This is a genomic window from Facivitalis istanbulensis (assembly GCF_040560405.1).
Classification (GTDB): Bacteria; Pseudomonadota; Alphaproteobacteria; order Sphingomonadales; family Sphingomonadaceae; genus Sphingomonas; species Sphingomonas istanbulensis.
This window is the reverse complement of record NZ_JAVSCQ010000013.1, coordinates 1-17,664: the sequence shown is the minus strand read 5'-3', so window position 1 is coordinate 17,664 and position 17,664 is coordinate 1. Positions and strand designations below refer to the sequence as shown.

16 protein-coding genes and 2 tRNA genes are annotated in these 17,664 nt (G+C 68.0%); 14 read left to right on the top strand and 4 right to left on the bottom strand.

Going from position 1 to position 17,664, the window contains the following annotated elements; genetic code table 11:
- The first annotated feature begins 15 nt into the window (after positions 1-15).
- The 3 genes from RN629_RS09685 (at position 16) to RN629_RS09675 (ending at position 661) form a co-directional block, all read left to right on the top strand.
- On the top strand, positions 16-339 hold the full coding sequence (locus RN629_RS09685) for a TIGR02300 family protein (RefSeq protein WP_407035106.1): 324 nt from the start codon (positions 16-18) through the stop codon (positions 337-339).
- 87 nt (positions 340-426) lie between these two features.
- A tRNA-Ala gene (locus RN629_RS09680) sits at positions 427-502 on the top strand.
- 83 nt (positions 503-585) lie between these two features.
- Positions 586-661 (top strand) — tRNA-Ala (locus tag RN629_RS09675).
- An 85-nt stretch (positions 662-746) separates the two neighbouring features.
- Here RN629_RS09675 and RN629_RS09670 read toward each other — a convergent pair.
- Positions 747-2,375 (bottom strand): amino acid ABC transporter ATP-binding/permease protein, encoded by a 1,629-nt coding sequence (locus RN629_RS09670; RefSeq protein WP_407035045.1) that lies wholly within the window; start codon positions 2,373-2,375, stop codon positions 747-749.
- Positions 2,372-4,033 (bottom strand): thiol reductant ABC exporter subunit CydD, encoded by a 1,662-nt coding sequence (gene cydD / locus RN629_RS09665; protein ID WP_407035044.1) that lies wholly within the window; start codon positions 4,031-4,033, stop codon positions 2,372-2,374. Before cydD ends, RN629_RS09670 begins: the two co-directional genes overlap by 4 nt.
- Before the next feature lie 128 nt (positions 4,034-4,161).
- Here cydD and RN629_RS09660 point away from each other — a divergent pair, with 128 nt between their 5' ends.
- From RN629_RS09660 to RN629_RS09620, 9 genes are all read left to right on the top strand, one after another.
- Positions 4,162-5,736, top strand: a complete 1,575-nt coding sequence (locus tag RN629_RS09660) for a cytochrome ubiquinol oxidase subunit I (RefSeq protein WP_407035043.1) — start codon at positions 4,162-4,164, stop codon at positions 5,734-5,736.
- 13 nt (positions 5,737-5,749) lie between these two features.
- On the top strand, positions 5,750-6,886 hold the full coding sequence (gene cydB / locus RN629_RS09655; protein WP_407035042.1) for a cytochrome d ubiquinol oxidase subunit II: 1,137 nt from the start codon (positions 5,750-5,752) through the stop codon (positions 6,884-6,886).
- Between the two features lie 12 nt (positions 6,887-6,898).
- The gene (cydX, locus tag RN629_RS09650; protein ID WP_407035041.1) at positions 6,899-7,012 is read left to right on the top strand and encodes a cytochrome bd-I oxidase subunit CydX; all 114 of its coding nucleotides are present in this window, start codon (positions 6,899-6,901) and stop codon (positions 7,010-7,012) included.
- Positions 7,009-8,352, top strand: coding sequence for an oxygen-independent coproporphyrinogen III oxidase (hemN, locus tag RN629_RS09645; RefSeq protein WP_407035040.1), 1,344 nt, complete (start codon positions 7,009-7,011; stop codon positions 8,350-8,352). The genes cydX and hemN overlap by 4 nt, the downstream gene beginning before the upstream one ends.
- Before the next feature lie 119 nt (positions 8,353-8,471).
- Positions 8,472-9,983 (top strand): PAS domain-containing sensor histidine kinase, encoded by a 1,512-nt coding sequence (locus RN629_RS09640; RefSeq protein WP_407035039.1) that lies wholly within the window; start codon positions 8,472-8,474, stop codon positions 9,981-9,983.
- Positions 9,976-10,608, top strand: a complete 633-nt coding sequence (locus RN629_RS09635) for a response regulator transcription factor (RefSeq protein ID WP_407035105.1) — start codon at positions 9,976-9,978, stop codon at positions 10,606-10,608. The genes RN629_RS09640 and RN629_RS09635 overlap by 8 nt, the downstream gene beginning before the upstream one ends.
- Before the next feature lie 89 nt (positions 10,609-10,697).
- Positions 10,698-11,072 carry a response regulator gene (locus RN629_RS09630; protein ID WP_407035038.1) on the top strand — a complete coding sequence of 125 codons (375 nt, stop codon included), beginning with the start codon at positions 10,698-10,700 and terminating at the stop codon, positions 11,070-11,072.
- 82 nt (positions 11,073-11,154) lie between these two features.
- Entirely contained in the window at positions 11,155-11,961 is an 807-nt protein-coding gene (locus RN629_RS09625) for a universal stress protein (protein WP_407035037.1), read from the top strand.
- Between the two features lie 31 nt (positions 11,962-11,992).
- Complete coding sequence (locus RN629_RS09620; protein WP_407035036.1) at positions 11,993-12,220, top strand: hypothetical protein; 228 nt, start codon at positions 11,993-11,995, stop codon at positions 12,218-12,220.
- 55 nt (positions 12,221-12,275) lie between these two features.
- Here the strand turns inward: RN629_RS09620 and RN629_RS09615 are convergent, their stop codons facing one another.
- Entirely contained in the window at positions 12,276-14,306 is a 2,031-nt protein-coding gene (locus RN629_RS09615; protein WP_407035035.1) for a M3 family metallopeptidase, read from the bottom strand.
- Positions 14,303-15,442 (bottom strand): PLP-dependent cysteine synthase family protein, encoded by a 1,140-nt coding sequence (locus RN629_RS09610; protein ID WP_407035034.1) that lies wholly within the window; start codon positions 15,440-15,442, stop codon positions 14,303-14,305. The genes RN629_RS09615 and RN629_RS09610 overlap by 4 nt, the downstream gene beginning before the upstream one ends.
- A gap of 100 nt (positions 15,443-15,542) precedes the next feature.
- On the opposite strand from RN629_RS09610, the gene RN629_RS09605 reads away from it, so the two are divergent.
- A complete protein-coding gene (locus RN629_RS09605; RefSeq protein ID WP_407035033.1) occupies positions 15,543-16,010 on the top strand; it encodes an Lrp/AsnC family transcriptional regulator in 468 nt (155 codons plus the stop codon).
- Positions 16,011-16,471: 461 nt separating this feature from the next.
- Positions 16,472-17,476, top strand: coding sequence for a bile acid:sodium symporter family protein (locus RN629_RS09600; RefSeq protein WP_407035032.1), 1,005 nt, complete (start codon positions 16,472-16,474; stop codon positions 17,474-17,476).
- Positions 17,477-17,664 lie beyond the last annotated feature (188 nt).

Here is a 17,664-nt window from a genome sequence, read left to right as displayed (position 1 = left end):
AAGGTGATGAACGGCATGATCAAGCCGGAATGGGGCACGAAGCGTACGTGCCCGAAATGCGCGACGCGCTTTTACGACCTCGAGAAGGACGATCCCGTCACCTGCATCAATTGCGGGACGCAGTGGGAGCCCGAGCCCATTCTGAAGTCGAAGCAGCCCCTGCCGTTCGAGCAGGCCAAGGCCGACAACAAGGAAGCCGATAGCGATCTGGTCGGTGGCGACGACGAGGATCTGGACATCACCGGTGAGGACGAAGAGCCTTCGGCCGATGATGAAGTCGATCTGGGCGGCGACGACGATCTGGGCGTCGAAACGTCCAGCGAAGAAGACGAACATTGATCCTCTGAAGGGTCTTGGCGGGCACCGATAAAAAAGTGCTTGCCGAGGCCCGGTAGCCCCGCTAGTGGGCTGCCTTCACAGCGGAATGGGGCCGTAGCTCAGCTGGGAGAGCGTCGCAATGGCATTGCGAAGGTCAGGGGTTCGATCCCCCTCGGCTCCACCATTCCGCCGGAACATAGGGCGCTGAGCCAATCGCGCCGGATGATCGGTAGCCCCGCCTTACGCCGGGTTTCCACGCCAAGAGATGGGGCCGTAGCTCAGCTGGGAGAGCGTCGCAATGGCATTGCGAAGGTCAGGGGTTCGATCCCCCTCGGCTCCACCATCTTCCTCGATACATTGACAGGCCCGGCAGCAATCCGGGATCGCCGCTACCGGCGGGCGTGGCCCGTGCGGGCTGCGGCAGGTCGTCAGACCGCCGTGCTGACATGCCTGTCCGATCGCCGCGCGCGGGATGCGTCGCCCCGTACGGCATATTGCCAGGGACAGGAGGCCAGCAGCGCCGGTCGATGCGATACGACGATCAGCCCCTGTCGGCTGCGCGCCAGCCGCGCGTCGAGCCGGGCGAGGACGCGCTCCTCTGTCTTTGCATCCAGCGCCTCGGTCGGTTCGTCGAGCAGCAGCCAGGGCGCATCGGCCAGATAGGCGCGGGCCAGCGACAGGCGCCGCCGCTCGCCGCCCGACAGGCGCGCGCCATCCTCGCCGATCCAGCTGTCCAGACCCTGGGGCAGGGCGCGAACGACCTCGGCCAGCGCGGCATCGTCCAGCGCGGTCCACAAGACGTCGTCGGTTGCATCGGGCCGGGCGAGGCGCAGATTTTCGCGCACCGTCCCCGCCAGCAACTGGGCATCCTGCGGCGCCCAGGCGAATAGCGGGCGCAGCGTCGCCGCGTTCAGCGTGTCCAGCATCGCGCCGCCGATCGCCCAGCCGCTGCCCTGATCCGTGCGCAGCCCGACCAGCGCCTCGACCAGGCTGGTCTTGCCGGTGCCCGATGCGCCGGTGATCGCGATCCGCGCGCCTTCGGGCGGCAGCGTGCCGATGCCGGGCAGGGTTAGTACGGGCGAAACCGGGCAGGGCGCGGGCGGGGCGTCCTGCTCGAACAGGTCGGCCAGACGCGCCTCGGCCTCCTGCGTCGCGCCATGCGCCGCGCGGTGGCGGAGCAGTGGGGCAAGGCCATCGACCGTCGTCGCGGCAGCCAGCGCAGCGAGCGCGGCGAGCGCGGCACCAGAGGGCAGCGCGAACAGAAAGGCCGCCACCGCCGCCAACGCGGTCACGGCGGCCGACAGCCCCTCGACCAGCCCCGCCACCATCGCCTGCCGTTGGCGGGCATCGGACAGCCTTGTTTCGATCGCGAGAATCGCGGCCCCGGCCTGCTGCTCCATTGCATAGCAGCGCAGCTCGGGCGCGGCGGCGAGCTGGATCGACAGCAGCGCGCGCAACTCGCCCTGCAGCCGCTGTCCGTCGCGGCCCGGCGCGGCCAGCCCGGCCAGCAGGTGGAATCCACCCGCCAGCGTGGCACTTGCCAGCAGGATGATGGCGAGCGCGGCGGCGGGGCTCGCCATCCCGCCGAGCGCGGCGCCGCTCGCCACCGCGGCGATCGCGCCCGCCCAGGTCGAGCGCCGGGCGATCGCCATTTCGACCGCGGCGACATCCTGCACCAGCCGCGCGCTCGCCTCGCCCGAGGTAAGCGCGAGCGACCGGGCGGGGGGCGCGGCGGCGATCGCGCGGTACAGCGCGGGGCGGATGCGCGCGAGGATCGCGAAGGCCGCCGCATGGCTGGCCAGCCGCTCGCCATAGCGCGCGCCGGTGCGCAGGATGGCGAGCAGCCGGATGGTGGCGCTGGGCAGCATATAGTTGAACGCGCGGGCGACCAGCGGTCCGGCCAGCCCGGCCGCTCCGGCGGCGGTGATGAACCAGCCCGACAGGCCCAGCAGGATCACCGTGGCGGCGGTGACGATGGCGGCGAGCAGGGCGGCGCGCCCGAGCATCTTTCGTTCGCGCCGGATCTCGCGCCGCAGCAGGGTGGCGAAGCGGGTCATGCATGGCCTCCCAGAATGACGACCCGGTCGGCCATCGCGGCCAGGCGTGGGCAGTGGGTGGCGATGATCGCGGTCCGCCCGGAACAGGCGCGGGCGATGACCTGGATCATCGCCGCCTCGGCCTCCGCGTCGAGATGCGCGGTCGGCTCGTCGAGCAGCAGCAGCGGCGCGTCCTTCAGCAGCGCGCGGGCGATGCCGATACGCCGCCGCTCGCCGCCCGACAGGCCGCCGCCGCGCGGATCGAGCGGCGCGTCCAGCCCCTCGGCGCGGCGGGCCAGCATCGGCGCGAGCCCGGCCAATGCGGCGACCTGTTCGATGCGGGCGCGGTCCGCGTTGGGATCGCCCAGGCCGATCGCCTCCGCGATGGTGCCCGGCAGGATCAACGGGTTCTGCCCGGCCCAGGCGGCCGATACGCCGCCGCCGAAGGGCAGCGGCGTCCCGTCGACCCGGATCGCGCCCGCCGTCACGGGCGCCAGGCCCAGCAGGGCGTGGAGCAGGCTGGTCTTGCCGCTGCCCGACGGGCCGATCAGCGCCAGCGTCTCGCCCGGCTGCACCATCAGCGCGAGGTCGGCGACCGCCGCATGGTCGCCCTCGGGATAGCGGATCGTCACATGGTCGAACACGATATGCGGCGGCGTGTGCAGCGGGCGCAGCGCGGGGGTGGCGGTCGCATCGACCAGCGGGGCGAGCCGCGTCGCCGCGGTCTCGGCCGCCTGCCGCTCGTGATAGGCAGCCGCCAGCCGCCGCATCGGCGCATAGAATTCGGGGGCGAGCGCCAGCGCGAAAAAGGCGCGGCCCAGCGTCAGCGTTTCGGGCACCGGGAACGGCAACAGGCCGAGCAGCGCAAAGCCGCAATAGACCGCGACCAGCGCCACCGACAGCGCGGCGAAGAATTCGAGCGCGCCCGAGGAGAGGAAGGCGATGCGCAACACCCCCATGGTGCGCGTCGCCAGCGCCTCGGCCGCCTGGCCGATCCGCGCCGCCTCGCGATCCTCGCCGCGAAAGGCGAGCACGACCGGCAACGCCCGGACCCGGTCGGCGAACAGCGAGGACAGGCGCGACAGCGCGGCGAATTGCCGTCGCGAGCGATCCGCCGCCGCGCCGCCCGCCAGGATCATCGCCGCGACGAAGGGGATCAGGGTGACGAGCAGGATCACCGCGCTGACCGGACTGGCGAGCGCGATGGCGGCGAGCACGATCATCGGCGCGATCGCGGCGGCGCGCCGGGCGGGCAGGAAACGCGCGGCATAGCCGTCCAGCGCGTCCACCTCATCCACCGCCGCACCGACCAGCGCGGCCGGCCCCGGCCCGGCGCCCGGCATCTGGCCGAAGGCGGCGGCAAGGACCAGGCGGCGCGCCGACAGGGTCGTGGCGCGGCCCGCATCCGCCGCGCGCCCGGCGAGCATCAGCGCCAGGGCCGCGCGCGTCGCGCCCGCGACCAGGGCCAGCAGCAGCCAGGGGGCGACGCCCGCCAACGTGCCGATATGCACGACGGCCCCCGCCAGTCCGGCGGCAAAGCCGATCGCCGCGATGGTGTCGCCGAGCAGCAGCATCTCCGCCCCGCGCGCGCGGACCGCCAGGCGCGCAAGCGGGGACTCGCCGGCAGAGGGCCCGGCGGAGGACGGTGCCGAGCGGTGCGGGGAAGCGATCGTCGTCATGAAATTTCGCCTACGCAACCGGGGCCTAGGGGCGAATACGGGACTTCCCGTATATCGATTGCGCCCGTCCCCGCCGATTAGGTCGCCCCATGCCCGCATCTGTCTGCGGGAAAGGAGGAGACCCACCCGTGGACCCGACCGTCATCGATCTGTCGCGGCTGCAATTCGCGCTGACCGCGCTGTATCACTTTCTGTTCGTGCCCCTGACCCTGGGGCTCAGCTTCATGCTGTTCATCATGGAGTCGGTCTATGTGATGACCGGCCGCCAGGTCTGGCGTCAGGTGACGCGCTTCTGGGGCAAGATTTTCGGCATCAACTTCGTGCTGGGCGTCGCGACCGGCCTGACCATGGAGTTCCAGTTCGGAACCAACTGGTCCTATTTCTCGCATTATGCGGGCGACATCTTCGGTGCGCCGCTGGCGATCGAGGGCCTGATGGCCTTCTTCCTGGAGGCGACGTTCGTCGGCCTGATGTTCTTCGGCTGGGACCGCCTGTCGAAGCTCGGGCATCTGATCGTCACCTTCATGGTGGCGCTGGGCACCAACCTGTCGGCGCTGTGGATCCTGATCGCCAATGGCTGGATGCAGAATCCGGTCGGGGCGACCTTCAATCCCGAAACCATGCGCATGGAGGTCAGCGACTTCAGCGTGGTGCTGTTCAACCCGGTGGCGCAGGCCAAGTTCGTCCATACGGTGAGCGCGGGCTATGTCATCGCCTCGGTGCTGGTGTTGGGCGTTTCGGCCTTCTGGCTGTTGAAGGGGCGTTGGGTGCCGGTGGCGCGTCGGTCGATGACCGTCGCGGCGGCGTTCGGCCTTGCCTCCTCGCTGTCGGTCGTCGTGCTGGGCGACGAGAGCGGCTATGCCCTGACCGACAACCAGAAGATGAAGCTCGCCGCGATCGAGGCGGCCTGGCATACCTCGCCCGCGCCTGCCGGTCTGACCATCTTCGGAGTGCCGAGCATGGCGACGCACGAAACCCGGTATGAGGTGAAGGTGCCCTGGGTGCTGGGGCTGATCGCGACGCGTAGCCTGTCGGGCACCGTCACCGGCATGTCCGAACTGGTGCTCCAGGCGCAGGAGCGGATCGGTTCGGGCCAGATCGCCTATGCCGCGGTCCAGACGCTGAAGGCCAATCCGAACGACCTGACCGCGCGCGCCGCGTTCGAGGCACACAAGCGCGACATGGGCTATGCCCTGCTGCTCAAGCGCTATGTCGCCGATCCGGCGGCGGCGACGCCTGCGCAGGTCGAGAAGGCTGCCTGGGATACGGTGCCCAGCGTGCCGCTGCTGTTCTGGTCCTTCCGCGTGATGGCCGCGATCGGCTTTGCGATGATCGCCTTGTTCGCCATCGCCTTCGCGCTCTGTTCGCTGCGGATGCACCTGAACGCGCGCTGGTTCCTGAAGCTGGCGGTGATCGCGATCCCGTTGCCCTGGATCTCGACCGAACTGGGCTGGGTGGTCGCCGAGATGGGGCGTCAGCCCTGGGCGATCGATGGCGTGCTGCCCACGTTCCTGGCCTCGTCCAGCCTGACCCCGGCCGCGCTGCTCACCACCATTGCGGGCTTCACCCTGCTCTATGGCGCGCTGGCCGTCGTCGAGGTGCGGTTGATCCTGGCCACCATCCGGCATGGTCCGGTCGAGCATGAGGTCGAGGCCGATGCGTCGATCGACGCGCCGACCGTGTCGCAACCGCTAGTCGCCTGAAGGAGGGCTCACGATGTTCGACTATGAATTGTTGCGCCTCATCTGGTGGGCGCTGCTGGGGGTGTTGTTGATCGGCTTCGCGCTGACCGACGGTTTCGATCTGGGTGTGGCGGCGCTGCTCCCCTTCGTCGCCAAGAGCGATACGGAGCGCCGCATGGTCATCAACACGGTGGGGCCGACCTGGGAAGGAAACCAGGTCTGGTTCATCCTGGGCGGTGGCGCGATCTTCGCCGCCTGGCCGTTCGTCTATGCCGCCAGCTTTTCGGGCTTCTACCTGGCCATGTTCGTGGTCCTGTCCGCGCTGATCCTGCGCCCCGTGGGGTTCAAATACCGCTCCAAGCGGCCCGACCCCGCCTGGCGCAGCCGCTGGGACTGGGCGCTGTTCGTCGGCGGTCTGGTGCCCGCGCTCGTCTTCGGCGTCGCGGTCGGCAACGTCCTGACCGGCGCGCCCTTCCGGCTCGACGGCGACCTGCGCGTCTTCTACGACGGCAGCTTCCTGGCGCTGTTCAGCCCCTTTGCGCTGGTCGCCGGGCTGTTGTCGGTGGCGATGCTGGTGCTGCACGGTTCGGCCTGGCTGTCGATCAAGACGGAGCGGGGGCCGGTGCAGGACCGCGCGGTGTCCTTCGGCTTCGTCGCGGGAATCCTGGCGCTGGTGCTGTTCGCGCTGGGCGGCCTGATGGTCGCGCGGATGCCCGGGTTTGAACTGGTCGGCGCGGTCGAAACGGGGGCCCCGTCCAACCCGCTGCACAGCACGTCGCAGATGGTGGCGGGTGGCTGGCTGGCCAACTTCGCCCGCTATCCCTGGATGGTGATCGCGCCGGCGCTTGGCTTTGCCGGTACGATCCTGGCGCTGATCGGCATTCGGTCGCGGAGCGGCGTGCTCGCCTTTGGCGGATCGAGCGCGGCGGTGACCGGGATCATCGCGACGGTGGGGTGCGCGATGTTCCCCTTCATCCTGCCGTCCAGCATCGACCCGCATTCCAGCCTGACGGTGTGGAACGCGTCGTCCAGCGAGCGGACACTGGGCATCATGCTGTTCTGTGTCGTGGTCTTCCTGCCGATGGTGCTGGCCTACACCGCCTGGGCCTATCGGGTGATGTTCGGCCGCGTGACGACCCAGGCCGTCAACACCAGCCCCGATTTCTACTGAGAGGACAAGGTCATGTGGTATTTCACCTGGATTCTGGGTCTTGGCCTGGCGGTCGGTTTCGGCATCTGCAACGGCATGTGGCACGAATTCCACCTGCCCGCGGATGAGGACGGACCCGCCGCGTGAGCGTCTTCCACCCCGATCTGGCGGCGCGTCCGGTGCCGCGTTACACGAGCTATCCCACCGCGGCGGAATTCACCGCCACGGTGGGGGCCGAACGGCAGGGGCTGGCGCTGCTGGGCGTGGAGCGGGACGATGTCGTCTCGCTCTATGTCCATATCCCCTATTGCCGCGAAATCTGCTGGTATTGCGGGTGCAACACCGGCGCGGTCGGTCGCGAGACGCGGCTGGGCGAATATCGTGACGCGTTGCTGGCGGAGATCGCCACGGTCGCCGCGTTGATGGAAGGGCGCGTCACCTCGGTCCATTTCGGCGGGGGCAGCCCCAATGTCCTGTCGGGCGACGCGTTGCACCGAATCGCCGATGCGATCTGCGACTCGTTCGGCGTGGCGAGCGATGCCGAATGGGCGATGGAACTGGACCCGCGCTCCTTTCACCCGGGCCAGGCCGAGACGCTGGCGGCGATCGGCATTACCCGCGTCAGTCTGGGCGCGCAGACCTTTGCCCCGCATGTCCAGCAGGCGATCAACCGCGTCCAGCCCTTCGAGCAGGTCGCGGCCGCCGCGCGCCAGTTGCGCGCCGCAGGGATCGCGCAGATCAATCTCGACCTGATGTACGGCCTGCCGCGCCAGACGGAACAGGATCTGGCGGACAGCATCGCCGCCGCGCTGACGCTGGTGCCGTCGCGGGTGGCGATGTTCGGCTACGCCCATCTGCCCGCCATGCTGCCCCGACAGCGGATGATCGCGGACGAGAGCCTGCCCGACGCCGGCGCGCGCTTCGCACAAAGCGCGCTGGCACATCGGCTGTTCACGCAAAATGGCTATCAGGCGATCGGTTTCGACCATTTCGCGCAGGCCGGGGACGGTCTGGCGCGGGCGATGGCGGCGGGGCGGCTGCATCGCAATTTCCAGGGTTTCACCGACGATCCCGCGCGTATCGTCGTCGGGCTGGGCGCGTCGGCGATCAGCCATTTCGATGGCGTGATCGTGCAGAACGAAAAGCATGTGGGGGCGTATCGCCGGACCGTGCGGACCGGCGCGCTGGCGGGGGTGCGGGGCGTGACGCGGACGGCGGACGACCGGCTGCGCGGCGCGATCATCGCGCGCCTGCTCTGTGACGGGCAGGCGGATATCGCGGCGCTGAGCGCGGCGGCGGGCGTTGATCCCGATCGCTTCGCCACGGCGATGGACTGCCTTGCGCCGCTGGAGGAACGGGGGCTGGTCCGGCGCGAGGGGTGGCGCGTGGCGATGCGCGACGAGGACCGCGCCTATCGGCGGCTCGTCGCCTCGGCCTTTGACAGCCGCCGGGCCTGGGCCCCGCAACGGATCAGCGCCGCCGTGTGACCTTTTGCCCAAGCGATGGTAACAGGCCGTGGCGCTAAAGATGGTGCCGGGGCCCTGTATGGCTGGCCCGTCCTGGCCTTGTCGGGACGGTGCGCCGATAAAGGATGGGAGTGGCGGCAATGGCTCGGCTCGAATCGGAGGGACGCAGGACCGGACTGGCCCGGCTGGTCGAGGGGCTGGTCGATCGCGCGGTGATGCTGCTCGACGATGACGGCATGGTTGTCGCCTGCACCGAGGGGGCGACCCGCCTGCTCGAATGGCCCGAAGCGGATCTGATCGGGCGTCCGGCGAGCGTCCTCTATCCCGGCGAGCCCGGCGTTGAGGAACTGTGTGACGACCTGGCACGGGCACGGGAGGATTCACCCCATCGGGTCGACCGCTGGTGCGTACGGCGGCACGGGTCGGAATTCGTCGCCGAGATTACGCTGGTGGCGCTGCGCCAGGGCGACGGCGCCGTCGACGGCTTTGGCGTCAGCATCGCCGATGTGACCCAGCGTCATGCGAGCGAACAGGCGCTGCATCAGAGCGAAATCCATGTCCGGTCGATCCTCGCCACCGTGCCCGATGCGATGGTGGTGATCGACGATGCGGGTGGGATCCTGTCGTTCAGCGCGGCGGCCGAGCGGCTGTTCGGCTATGCCGAGGCCGAGGTCGTCGGGCGCAATGTCAGCCTGTTGATGCCGAGCCCGTATCGCGAACAGCATGACGCCTATATCGCCCGCTATGAGGCGACGGGCGAGCGGCGGATCATCGGGATCGGCCGCGTCGTCACCGGCCAGCGGCGCGATGGTACCCAGTTCCCGATGGAACTGGCGGTGGGGGAGGCCCGCGATGAAGGACACCGGATCTTCACCGGCTTCATCCGCGACCTGACCGCACAGCAATTGGCCGAGCTGCGAATGAAGGAATTGCAGGCCGAACTGATCCATGTCTCACGCGTCAGCGCGATGGGCACCATGGCCTCGACCCTGGCACATGAACTCAACCAGCCGCTGACCGCCATCGCCAATTATCTGGAGGCCGGGCGCGACCTGATCGACGCCACCGCATCCGATACCGCGCCGCTGCTGCGCGAGGCGATGGACGAAGCCGCGAACGAAGCGCTGCGCGCCGGGCAGATCGTCCGGCGGCTGCGCGATTTCGTGGCGCGTGGGGATACCGACAAGGCGGTCCATCACCTGCCGACCATGATCGACGAGGCGGCCCGGCTGGGCCTGCTGGGCGCCACCGAGCATGGCATCCGCCTGTTCACCCGGATCGATCCGGCGGCAAGCCATGTCCTGGCCGATCGGGTGCAGGTGCAGCAGGTGCTGGTCAATCTGTTCCGCAACGCCGCCGAGGCGGTGACGCAGAGCGAACGGCGCGACATCGTGCTGGCGGCGCGACGCGACGGCGCGATGGTGAACCTCTCGGTTGCCGATACCGGCCCCGGCATCGATCCGGCGATCGCGCCCAAGCTGTTCCAGGCTTTCGCCAGCGGCAAGGATCGTGGCATGGGACTGGGGCTGTCCATCTCGCGCACGATCGTCGAGGCGCATGGCGGGCGGATCTGGGCCGAGCCGAATGAGGGGGGCGGGACCGTGTTTCACTTCACGCTGTGGAGCGGTGAGCGGAATGAGCAAGATGACTGACAACCGGTTGGTCCATATCGTGGATGACGAGGATTCGGTCCGTCGCTCGTTGAGCTTCCTGCTCAAGACCTCGGGGCATGGCGTGACCGCCTGGGAAAGCGGCGTCGCCTTTCTGCGCGCGGCCCGGACGCTGGAGCCGGGATGCATCCTGCTCGACGTGCGGATGCCCGATCTGGACGGGCTGGCGGTCCAGCGGGAACTGGCGGAACTGGGGATTGGGTGGCCGGTGATCGTGCTGACCGGGCACGGCGACATCGCGACGGCGGTGAATGCGATGCGGCAGGGCGCGGTCGATTTCCTGGAAAAGCCGTTCGAGAAGGCCGCGCTGCTCGCTGGGCTGGAAATGGGGTTCCGCGCCCTGCACCGGCAGGACGAGGCGGCGGCGGGCGCGCGCGATGCGCAGGTGCGGATCGCGGCGCTGACCCCGCGTGAGCGCGACGTGTTCCTGGGCATGGTGCGCGGCCATCCCAACAAGACCATCGCCTATGACCTGGGCATCAGCCCGCGCACGATCGAGGTCCATCGTGCCAATGTGATGAGCAAGCTCGGTGCCCATAGCCTGTCCGATGCGTTGCGCATCGCCTTTGCCGCCGGCCTCGACGGCGACCCTGTGGATATCACGTAGCGACCGGCGCGCGACGCTTTGGCATGGCGGTTGCCCTTGGGCCCATGCCCATGGGTTTGCAAAAGAACCGCTGGAAAGGGTCGATGTCGATGAACCGGAAAGCCGCTGGCCTGCGCCGGGCGCTGCTGGTCGAGGATGATGCCGGGGTACGCCGCTCGTTGCAGTTGCTGCTCCACTGGCGCGGCTTCGATGTGCGCTCGCATGCGGGCGCGGCGTCGCTGCTGGCCAGCGACGATGCGGCGGCGGCCGATATCCTGATCGCCGATTATCGCCTGCCCGATGGCAATGGCGTCGATTTGCTGCATCGGCTGATCGAACGCGGATGGAGCGGACGTTCGATCCTGATCACCGCCTATGCCGATGCCGCGCTGCGTCAGGCGGCGCAGGATGGCGGCTTTCACACGGTGCTGGAAAAGCCGTTGCGGCCGCAAGTGTTGATCGCGGCGTTGGCCGGAACGGTGTAGGTCCTCCGTAGATTTGCTTATGCCGCAGACCGGGCGAGGCACGTACAACAGGCATTGAAAGCTTCCCAGCGAGGACAATGCCATGAAGAACATCCTTCTGCTCGTTCACGACGATGGTGGACAGGAATCGCGTTATCAGGTCGCGCTCGATCTGGCGCGGGCCCTGGATGCGCATCTCACCTGTCTTGATCTCGTTTACGTTCCGTCGGTGCTGGGCGGCGGCGCTTATGAGAACGCCTATGTGATGGGTGATGTGATGACCGCGGAAGGCGAGCGGGAAAAGGTGCACGGCGCGCATCTCCGCAGCCGGCTGGCGCAGGAGGATGTCGTCTGGGATTGGTGCGATGCGGTGGGCGAACCCGCCGATGCGCTGGCCCGGGCGGCGACGCTGGCGGACCTGATCGTCGTCAGCCGCAAGCTGGATGGGATGGAAATGTTCGACATGGGTCGCGCGGCCGCCGACCTGATCGTCCGGTCGGGCAAGCCGGTGCTCGCGGTCCCGGCCGATTGTCCCCGGTTCAAATCCAATACCGCGCTGGTCGCTTGGGACGGTTCGTCCAGCGCGGCGAGAGCATTGCAGGCGGCGATCCCGCTGCTGGCCGAGGCACGGCGTGTCGTGGTGCTGGAGGTCGATGACGGCTCGCTCGCAATCCCGGCGACCGATGCGGCGGCCTATTTGTCGCGCTACGGCATTCATGCGACGATCAAGCGCGTGCCCTGTGGTTCGGGCGAGGCGGGCGGCGTGCTGCTCGAGGAAGCGTCGCTTGGTGGCTTTGGCTATGTCGTGATGGGCGGCTTCGGCCATGCCCGCTGGCTGGAGGGGCTGTTCGGCGGGGTCAGCCGGACGATGATGAAGGAAAGCCCGATTCCCGTCCTTTTCGCGCACTGAGCCACGGAACGGTAAAAGGAAGGACTCGCAGATGCTGGCATGGCTCCGCACGCGCGGTCGTCAGGAACTGGCGATGGCCGGACAGGCGCAGGGGGCCGAGGCGCGGTATTCCCACATGGAGATGCTGCACCTGCTGACCGATCGCTGCGCGGCACAGCGGGACGCCAGTTGTTCGCTGTGCCAGGGTTGCGATCTGAACCTCATGTGCCGGGGGCCGGGCCTGTCGTTGCCGGTCGATGCGCTGAGGGTGGCGGCGTAGCAGCCCTCGACAGCTCGGTGTTGCGGGGCCGCTGTTCGGGCGGCCCCGCGTGCGATCACGCCGCCAACCCGTGATGACGCAGCAATGCGTCGGGCTGTGGGGCACGGCCCCGAAAGGCGCGGAAATTCTCCGCCGCCGGACGGCTCGCCCCGCGTGCCAGCACTTCGCGACGGAACCGGTCGCCCGCCGCCTGGCCTTCTTCGACCACCGCGGCAAAGGCGTCGGCCGACAGCAGCTCGGCCCAGAGATAGCTGTAATAGCCCGCCGCATAGCCGCCCGCGAAGATGTGGCTGAAGCTGTGCGGGAAGCGATTCCATTCCGGCGGACGGATCACCGCCACTTCGTCGCGTACCGCGTTCAGCACCTCCATCACGCGCGCGCCCTGCGCCGGATCATAACCGCGGTGCAGCCTGAGGTCGAAGGTCGCGAACTCGATCTGGCGCAGCAGGAACAGCCCGGCCTGGAACCGGCGGGCGGCGAGCATGCTGGCGAACAGGGCCTCGGGCAGCGGTTCGCCGGTCTCGACATGGCCCGACAGCGCGGTCAGCGTGTCGCGGTCCCAGGCGAAATTCTCCATGAACTGGCTGGGCAGCTCGACCGCATCCCATTCGACGCCCGAAATCCCGCCGATCGAGGGCAGGTCCACCTCGGTCAGCAGATGGTGCAGCACATGGCCGAACTCGTGCAGCAGCGTCACGACATCGCCGTGCGACAGCAAGGCGGGCGTGTCGCCGGTGGCGGGCGGGAAGTTGCAGGTCAGATAGGCGATCGGCCGGTGGAAGCGATCGGCGTCGCGGAAGCGCGGACGGCACACGTCCATCCATGCGCCGCCGCGCTTGCCCGCGCGCGCCGAGAAATCGCAATAGACGCCCGCGACGACCGCACCGCTGGCATCCTGCACATCATAGAAGCGGACATCGGCGTTCCACACCGATACGCCGTCGCGCTCGACCAGCCGGATGCCGTATAGCCGCTCGAACAGCGCGACGGTGCCCTCCATCACGCGGGGCAGCGGGAAATAGGCGCGAATCGCCTCGCGATCGACGCCGAACCGCTCGCGCCGCATATGTTCGGCGACATAGCCCGTATCCCATGGCTCCAGCCTGGCGATGCCGAATTTTTCCTGGGCATAGGCGGTCGCCTCGGCCAGCTCGCGCTCTGCCAGCGGTCGCGCCCGCGCGGCGAGATCGGCGAGAAAGGCCAGCGCCTCGTCCGCCGACTGCGCCATCTTGGTCTCGACCGACCGCGCAGCCGCATCGGCAAAGCCCAGCAACCGGGCGGCTTCGTGCCGCAGCGCTAGGATACGCTCGATCCGGGCCGAATTGTCATGCGCCGGGTCGGCGGCCTGTTCCGAGGCGCGGGTGGCATAGGCACGGGCGACGCGGGCGCGAAGATCGCGGTCATCAGCCTGGGTAAGGATCGCCTGCACGCTCGGTTCGCGCAACGTGACCAGCCAGCCGTCGCGCTGCTTCTCGGCGGCATAGGAGGCCAGGATCGCCTTGGCATTGTCGGTCAGCCCGGCGAGCATCGCCTCGTCGGTGACATGCTCGCTCCAGGCTTCGCTTGAATCGAGCACCGCATTGCCGAATTCGGTGGTCAGCGTGTTGAGCTCGACGCCGATCGCGCGGAACCGCGCCTTGGCCTCGTCATCCAGGCCGACGCCCGACAGGTGGAAATTGCGCCGCGCCAGTTCGACCGCGCGCGCCTCCGCTTCGGTCAGCGGGGCCAGGTCGACCCGGTTGAACGCGGCGAACAGGTGCGGATCCTGCCCCGCCTCCATGCCATATTCGGCCAGCTTGGCCTGTGCCTCGGCAAAGGCGGCGCGCAGTTCGGGGGTATCGGCCACCGAATGGAGATGGCCGGCGGGCGACCAGCCGCGCTCGATTGCAAAGCCCGCCCGCTCGCTGGCCAGCACGACATCGGCGAAGTCGCTGGCGTTGGACCCGCCGATCCGGTCGGCGGCGGCACGCGCGTCCGCGATCAGCGCATCGACGGCGGGGACCAGATGCTCGGGGCGGATCGCGGCGAAATCGGGAAGGTCGGTATCGGCCAGAAGGGGGTTGGTCGTCGGGGTGTGCGTGGTCATTCGGCGTCCTTGAGCAACATGGTGCGCAGGGAAACTTCGGCAGTCTCGACGCTTTCGGCAAGACCCTGACGCGCCAGCCAGCGCCGATCATGGTGACAATCGGCATAGCGCGCGCCATGATCGCAGATCAGCGTGGCGATCGATCCCGCCTGGTCGGCCGCCGTCATGTCGAGCGCCAGCATCGCCGCCGCGACGAAATTCGCCCCCGTCGACGGCCCCACCGGACGGCCGAGCAGGTCGCTCAGGATGCGCATCCCCGCAATCGAGACGGCATCGGGCAGCTTCATCATCCGGTCGACCGATCCGGGCAGGAAGGAGGGCTCGACCCGGGGACGCCCCACGCCCTCGATCCGCGAGGGACGCTCGCAGCGCGCGCCGGGATCGCCATCGCGATAGCCCGCGAAAAAAGCGCTATGCTCGACATCGGCGACGCACAGCCGCGTGGGCAGCCCGCGATAGCGGCAATGGCGGCCGATCGTCGCGGCCGTCCCGCCGGTCCCCGCGCCGACCACGATCCAGTCGGGCACGGCATGCGGCTCGGACGCCATCTGGTGCAGGATGGCCGACGCGATATTGTCGCAACGCCAGTCGGTTGCGGGCGCGGCATTGGTGAACTGGTCCAGATAGACCCCGCCCAGCGCATCGGCGAGATCGCGCGCCTCGTCATACAGGCGATGCGGCTCGACCAGATGGCATTGGCCACCCTGTGCCTCGATCGCCCGAATCTTGGCCGGGGCGGTGCTGCCGGGCATGACCGCATGAAAGGGCAGGTCGAGCAGCCGCGCGAAATAGGCCTCCGACACGGCGGTCGAGCCCGAAGACGCCTCGACCAGCGGTCGCCCGTCGCGAATCACGCCGGCGACCAGCCCGCTGGCAAAGAGCGAGCGGGCGAGACGATGCTTCAGGCTGCCGGTGGGATGCGCCGATTCGTCCTTGAGATAGAATGCGATGCGCGGCGCGGCGGGCAGGTCGAGGGCGAGCAGCGGCGTTTCCGGGCAGCGGCGGCGATCGCGATCCAGCACGCCCAGCGCCCGCGCCACGAACGCCTGGTCCACGGCATGATCGGTGACGGCGATGCCCAGCGCATCGCACGTGGCGTGGCTCGGGGCGACTGGGGCGGGGGCGGTCATCAGCATCATTACATCCTCTTAAGGTGAAAAGGATATGCAAAAACCTCTGGTAAAACATACCAAAGCTTGTGACGTATTGCCGCAATGAAGCAAAAATCTTCGATTGATGGGGCTCATCGTGGATAAAATCGACATCGCCATTCTCGACGTGCTGCAACAGGATGCCAGCCTTTCGGTGGCCGAGATCTCCGAAAGGGTCAGCCTGTCGCAAAATGCGTGCTGGCGGCGCATCCGCCGTTTGGAAGAGGATGGCGTAATCCGGCGGCGGGTCGCCCTGCTCGACCCGACCAAGCTCGACGCGGGCATGATCGTCTTCGTCAGCGTGCGCACCGCCGAGCATTCCGCCGCCTGGCTGGCCGAATTCGCCGCCGCGGTCAGCGACATGCCCGAGGTGGTCGAATTCTACCGCATGGCCGGGGAAATCGACTATCTGCTCAAGGTCCGGGTTGCCGACATCAAGGCATATGACCGGGTCTACAAGATCTTGATCGACCGGGTCCGCCTGGTCGATGTCAGCGCCGCCTTCGCCATGGAGGAGATCAAGCACAGCACCGCCATCCCGCTGCCGCGATGAGTGTACGATTGCATTTTTTGCAATGATTTTTGTCGAGGTTGCAATTGCGCTAATCGGTGCTGCGATGCACAAAGACCGGGCCTTTCAGGCATCCTCTCCTAAAAACTTTTCGGCCGGTCGTAAGACCGGCCTTTTTTTTGGCCGCGCTTTCCCCTACGGAAAGGCTGCATCGTCGGCCATATCATAAAGAATCGATAATCACGGGAGCGGAGGCCGCCGGTAAAACCGGCACCGGCACGATGATGAGCGGGGGTCGAGCGATTCGGCCATTGCTCCCCCCGTTACGACCCGGCGTTCACCGGACAGGGGCGCCCCCTCCGCTCCTGACAGGCCTGACAGGATAGCGATAGACCGCGCCGAGGCGTTGGCAGTGGCGTCGCGTGGCGCAATCGCCTATCGGCACGCCCTGCCCGCCGTGGCATGGTCGTGCCACGGTGCCCCTGTTTCTGTCGGGAGCGCCGATGTTGCAGCGCCTGTTTTCGATCTTTGAGCCTTTTGTCCTCAGCCTGTTGGGCACGGTATTGCTGGCCACGCTGTTGCCCGCTCGCGGGGCGTTCGCCACCTTTGCCGGTTATCTCGCCGATGCGGGCATCGTGCTGCTCTTCTTCCTGCATGGCGCCAAGCTGTCGCGCGACGCCATCTGGCTGGGCCTGCGCAACTGGCCGCTGCATGTGGCGGTGCTGGGGACGACCTTTCTGCTCTTTCCGGCGATCGGGATGGGCCTGTCGCGGTTGCCGGGCATCGATCCGTCGATCGCGATGGGCATCCTGTTCCTGACCCTGCTGCCTTCCACCGTGCAGTCGTCGATTGCCTTCACCGCGATCGCGCGCGGCAATGTCGCTGCGGCGATTTGCAGTGCGTCCTTTTCCAATCTTCTGGGGATCGTGCTGACACCGGCGCTCGTCGCCCTGTTGATGAAGGTCGATGGCGGGGGCGGGGTGTCGCTCGCGTCGGTCGAGGGAATCCTGCTGCAACTGCTGGCACCGTTCGTCATCGGCCATTTGCTACGGCCCTGGATCGGTGGATTCGTGACGCGCCACAAAAGCCTTTTGACCATCGTGGATCGCGGATCGATCCTGCTCGTCGTCTATACCGCCTTTGGTGCGGCGGTGGTCGAGGGGCTGTGGTCGCGGGTGTCGCCGGGGGATCTGGGGCTATTGGCGCTGATCTGCCTGGGGCTGTTCGGCCTGATCCTGGGCGCGACGTTCGTGTTGGCCCGCGTAATGGGGCTGTCGCGCGAGGATTCGATCGTTCTGCAATTCTGCGGCTCGAAGAAGAGTCTCGCGTCGGGGGTACCGATGGCGGGCGTGCTGTTCCCGGCGGCGCAGGTGGGGGTCGTGCTGCTGCCCGTCATGCTCTTCCACCAGATCCAGCTCATCGCCTGCGCGATGCTCGCCCGTCATTATGGCGAGCAGGCTGCGGCGGCGGACGCTGGCAAAGAGCACGAGGCGGCACGAAGCGGATAAGTATGACGACCTTCTGTTTCAGCTCCGCGCAACAAAAATGACCAAGCCGTGAAAAAAGTGATTGACCCTAATATGGTGTATGGGTAGAGGGGTTTCACCGCGACGGAGCGGGCCACTGAGTGTGGCGCTTCGGGGTGGTACTGGCATTGAGATGCTGGCACGCTGGGTTTCTGGACCGGAAGGGTTCA

What these genes read in the sequence shown, in the direction of transcription:
- RN629_RS09605 (WP_407035033.1), top strand. Translation starts at nt 15,543, where the DNA reads ATGGGGCTCATCGTGGATAAAATCGACATCGCCATTCTCGACGTGCTG.
- RN629_RS09630 (WP_407035038.1), top strand. Translation starts at nt 10,698, where the DNA reads ATGAACCGGAAAGCCGCTGGCCTGCGCCGGGCGCTGCTGGTCGAGGAT.
- RN629_RS09670 (WP_407035045.1), bottom strand. Translation starts at nt 2,375, where the DNA reads ATGACCCGCTTCGCCACCCTGCTGCGGCGCGAGATCCGGCGCGAACGA.
- RN629_RS09615 (WP_407035035.1), bottom strand. Translation starts at nt 14,306, where the DNA reads ATGACCACGCACACCCCGACGACCAACCCCCTTCTGGCCGATACCGAC.
- cydB (WP_407035042.1), top strand. Translation starts at nt 5,750, where the DNA reads ATGTTCGACTATGAATTGTTGCGCCTCATCTGGTGGGCGCTGCTGGGG.
- RN629_RS09610 (WP_407035034.1), bottom strand. Translation starts at nt 15,442, where the DNA reads ATGCTGATGACCGCCCCCGCCCCAGTCGCCCCGAGCCACGCCACGTGC.
- RN629_RS09635 (WP_407035105.1), top strand. Translation starts at nt 9,976, where the DNA reads ATGACTGACAACCGGTTGGTCCATATCGTGGATGACGAGGATTCGGTC.
- RN629_RS09625 (WP_407035037.1), top strand. Translation starts at nt 11,155, where the DNA reads ATGAAGAACATCCTTCTGCTCGTTCACGACGATGGTGGACAGGAATCG.
- cydX (WP_407035041.1), top strand. Translation starts at nt 6,899, where the DNA reads ATGTGGTATTTCACCTGGATTCTGGGTCTTGGCCTGGCGGTCGGTTTC.
- RN629_RS09640 (WP_407035039.1), top strand. Translation starts at nt 8,472, where the DNA reads ATGGCTCGGCTCGAATCGGAGGGACGCAGGACCGGACTGGCCCGGCTG.
- RN629_RS09685 (WP_407035106.1), top strand. Translation starts at nt 16, where the DNA reads ATGATCAAGCCGGAATGGGGCACGAAGCGTACGTGCCCGAAATGCGCG.
- cydD (WP_407035044.1), bottom strand. Translation starts at nt 4,033, where the DNA reads ATGACGACGATCGCTTCCCCGCACCGCTCGGCACCGTCCTCCGCCGGG.
- RN629_RS09620 (WP_407035036.1), top strand. Translation starts at nt 11,993, where the DNA reads ATGCTGGCATGGCTCCGCACGCGCGGTCGTCAGGAACTGGCGATGGCC.
- RN629_RS09600 (WP_407035032.1), top strand. Translation starts at nt 16,472, where the DNA reads ATGTTGCAGCGCCTGTTTTCGATCTTTGAGCCTTTTGTCCTCAGCCTG.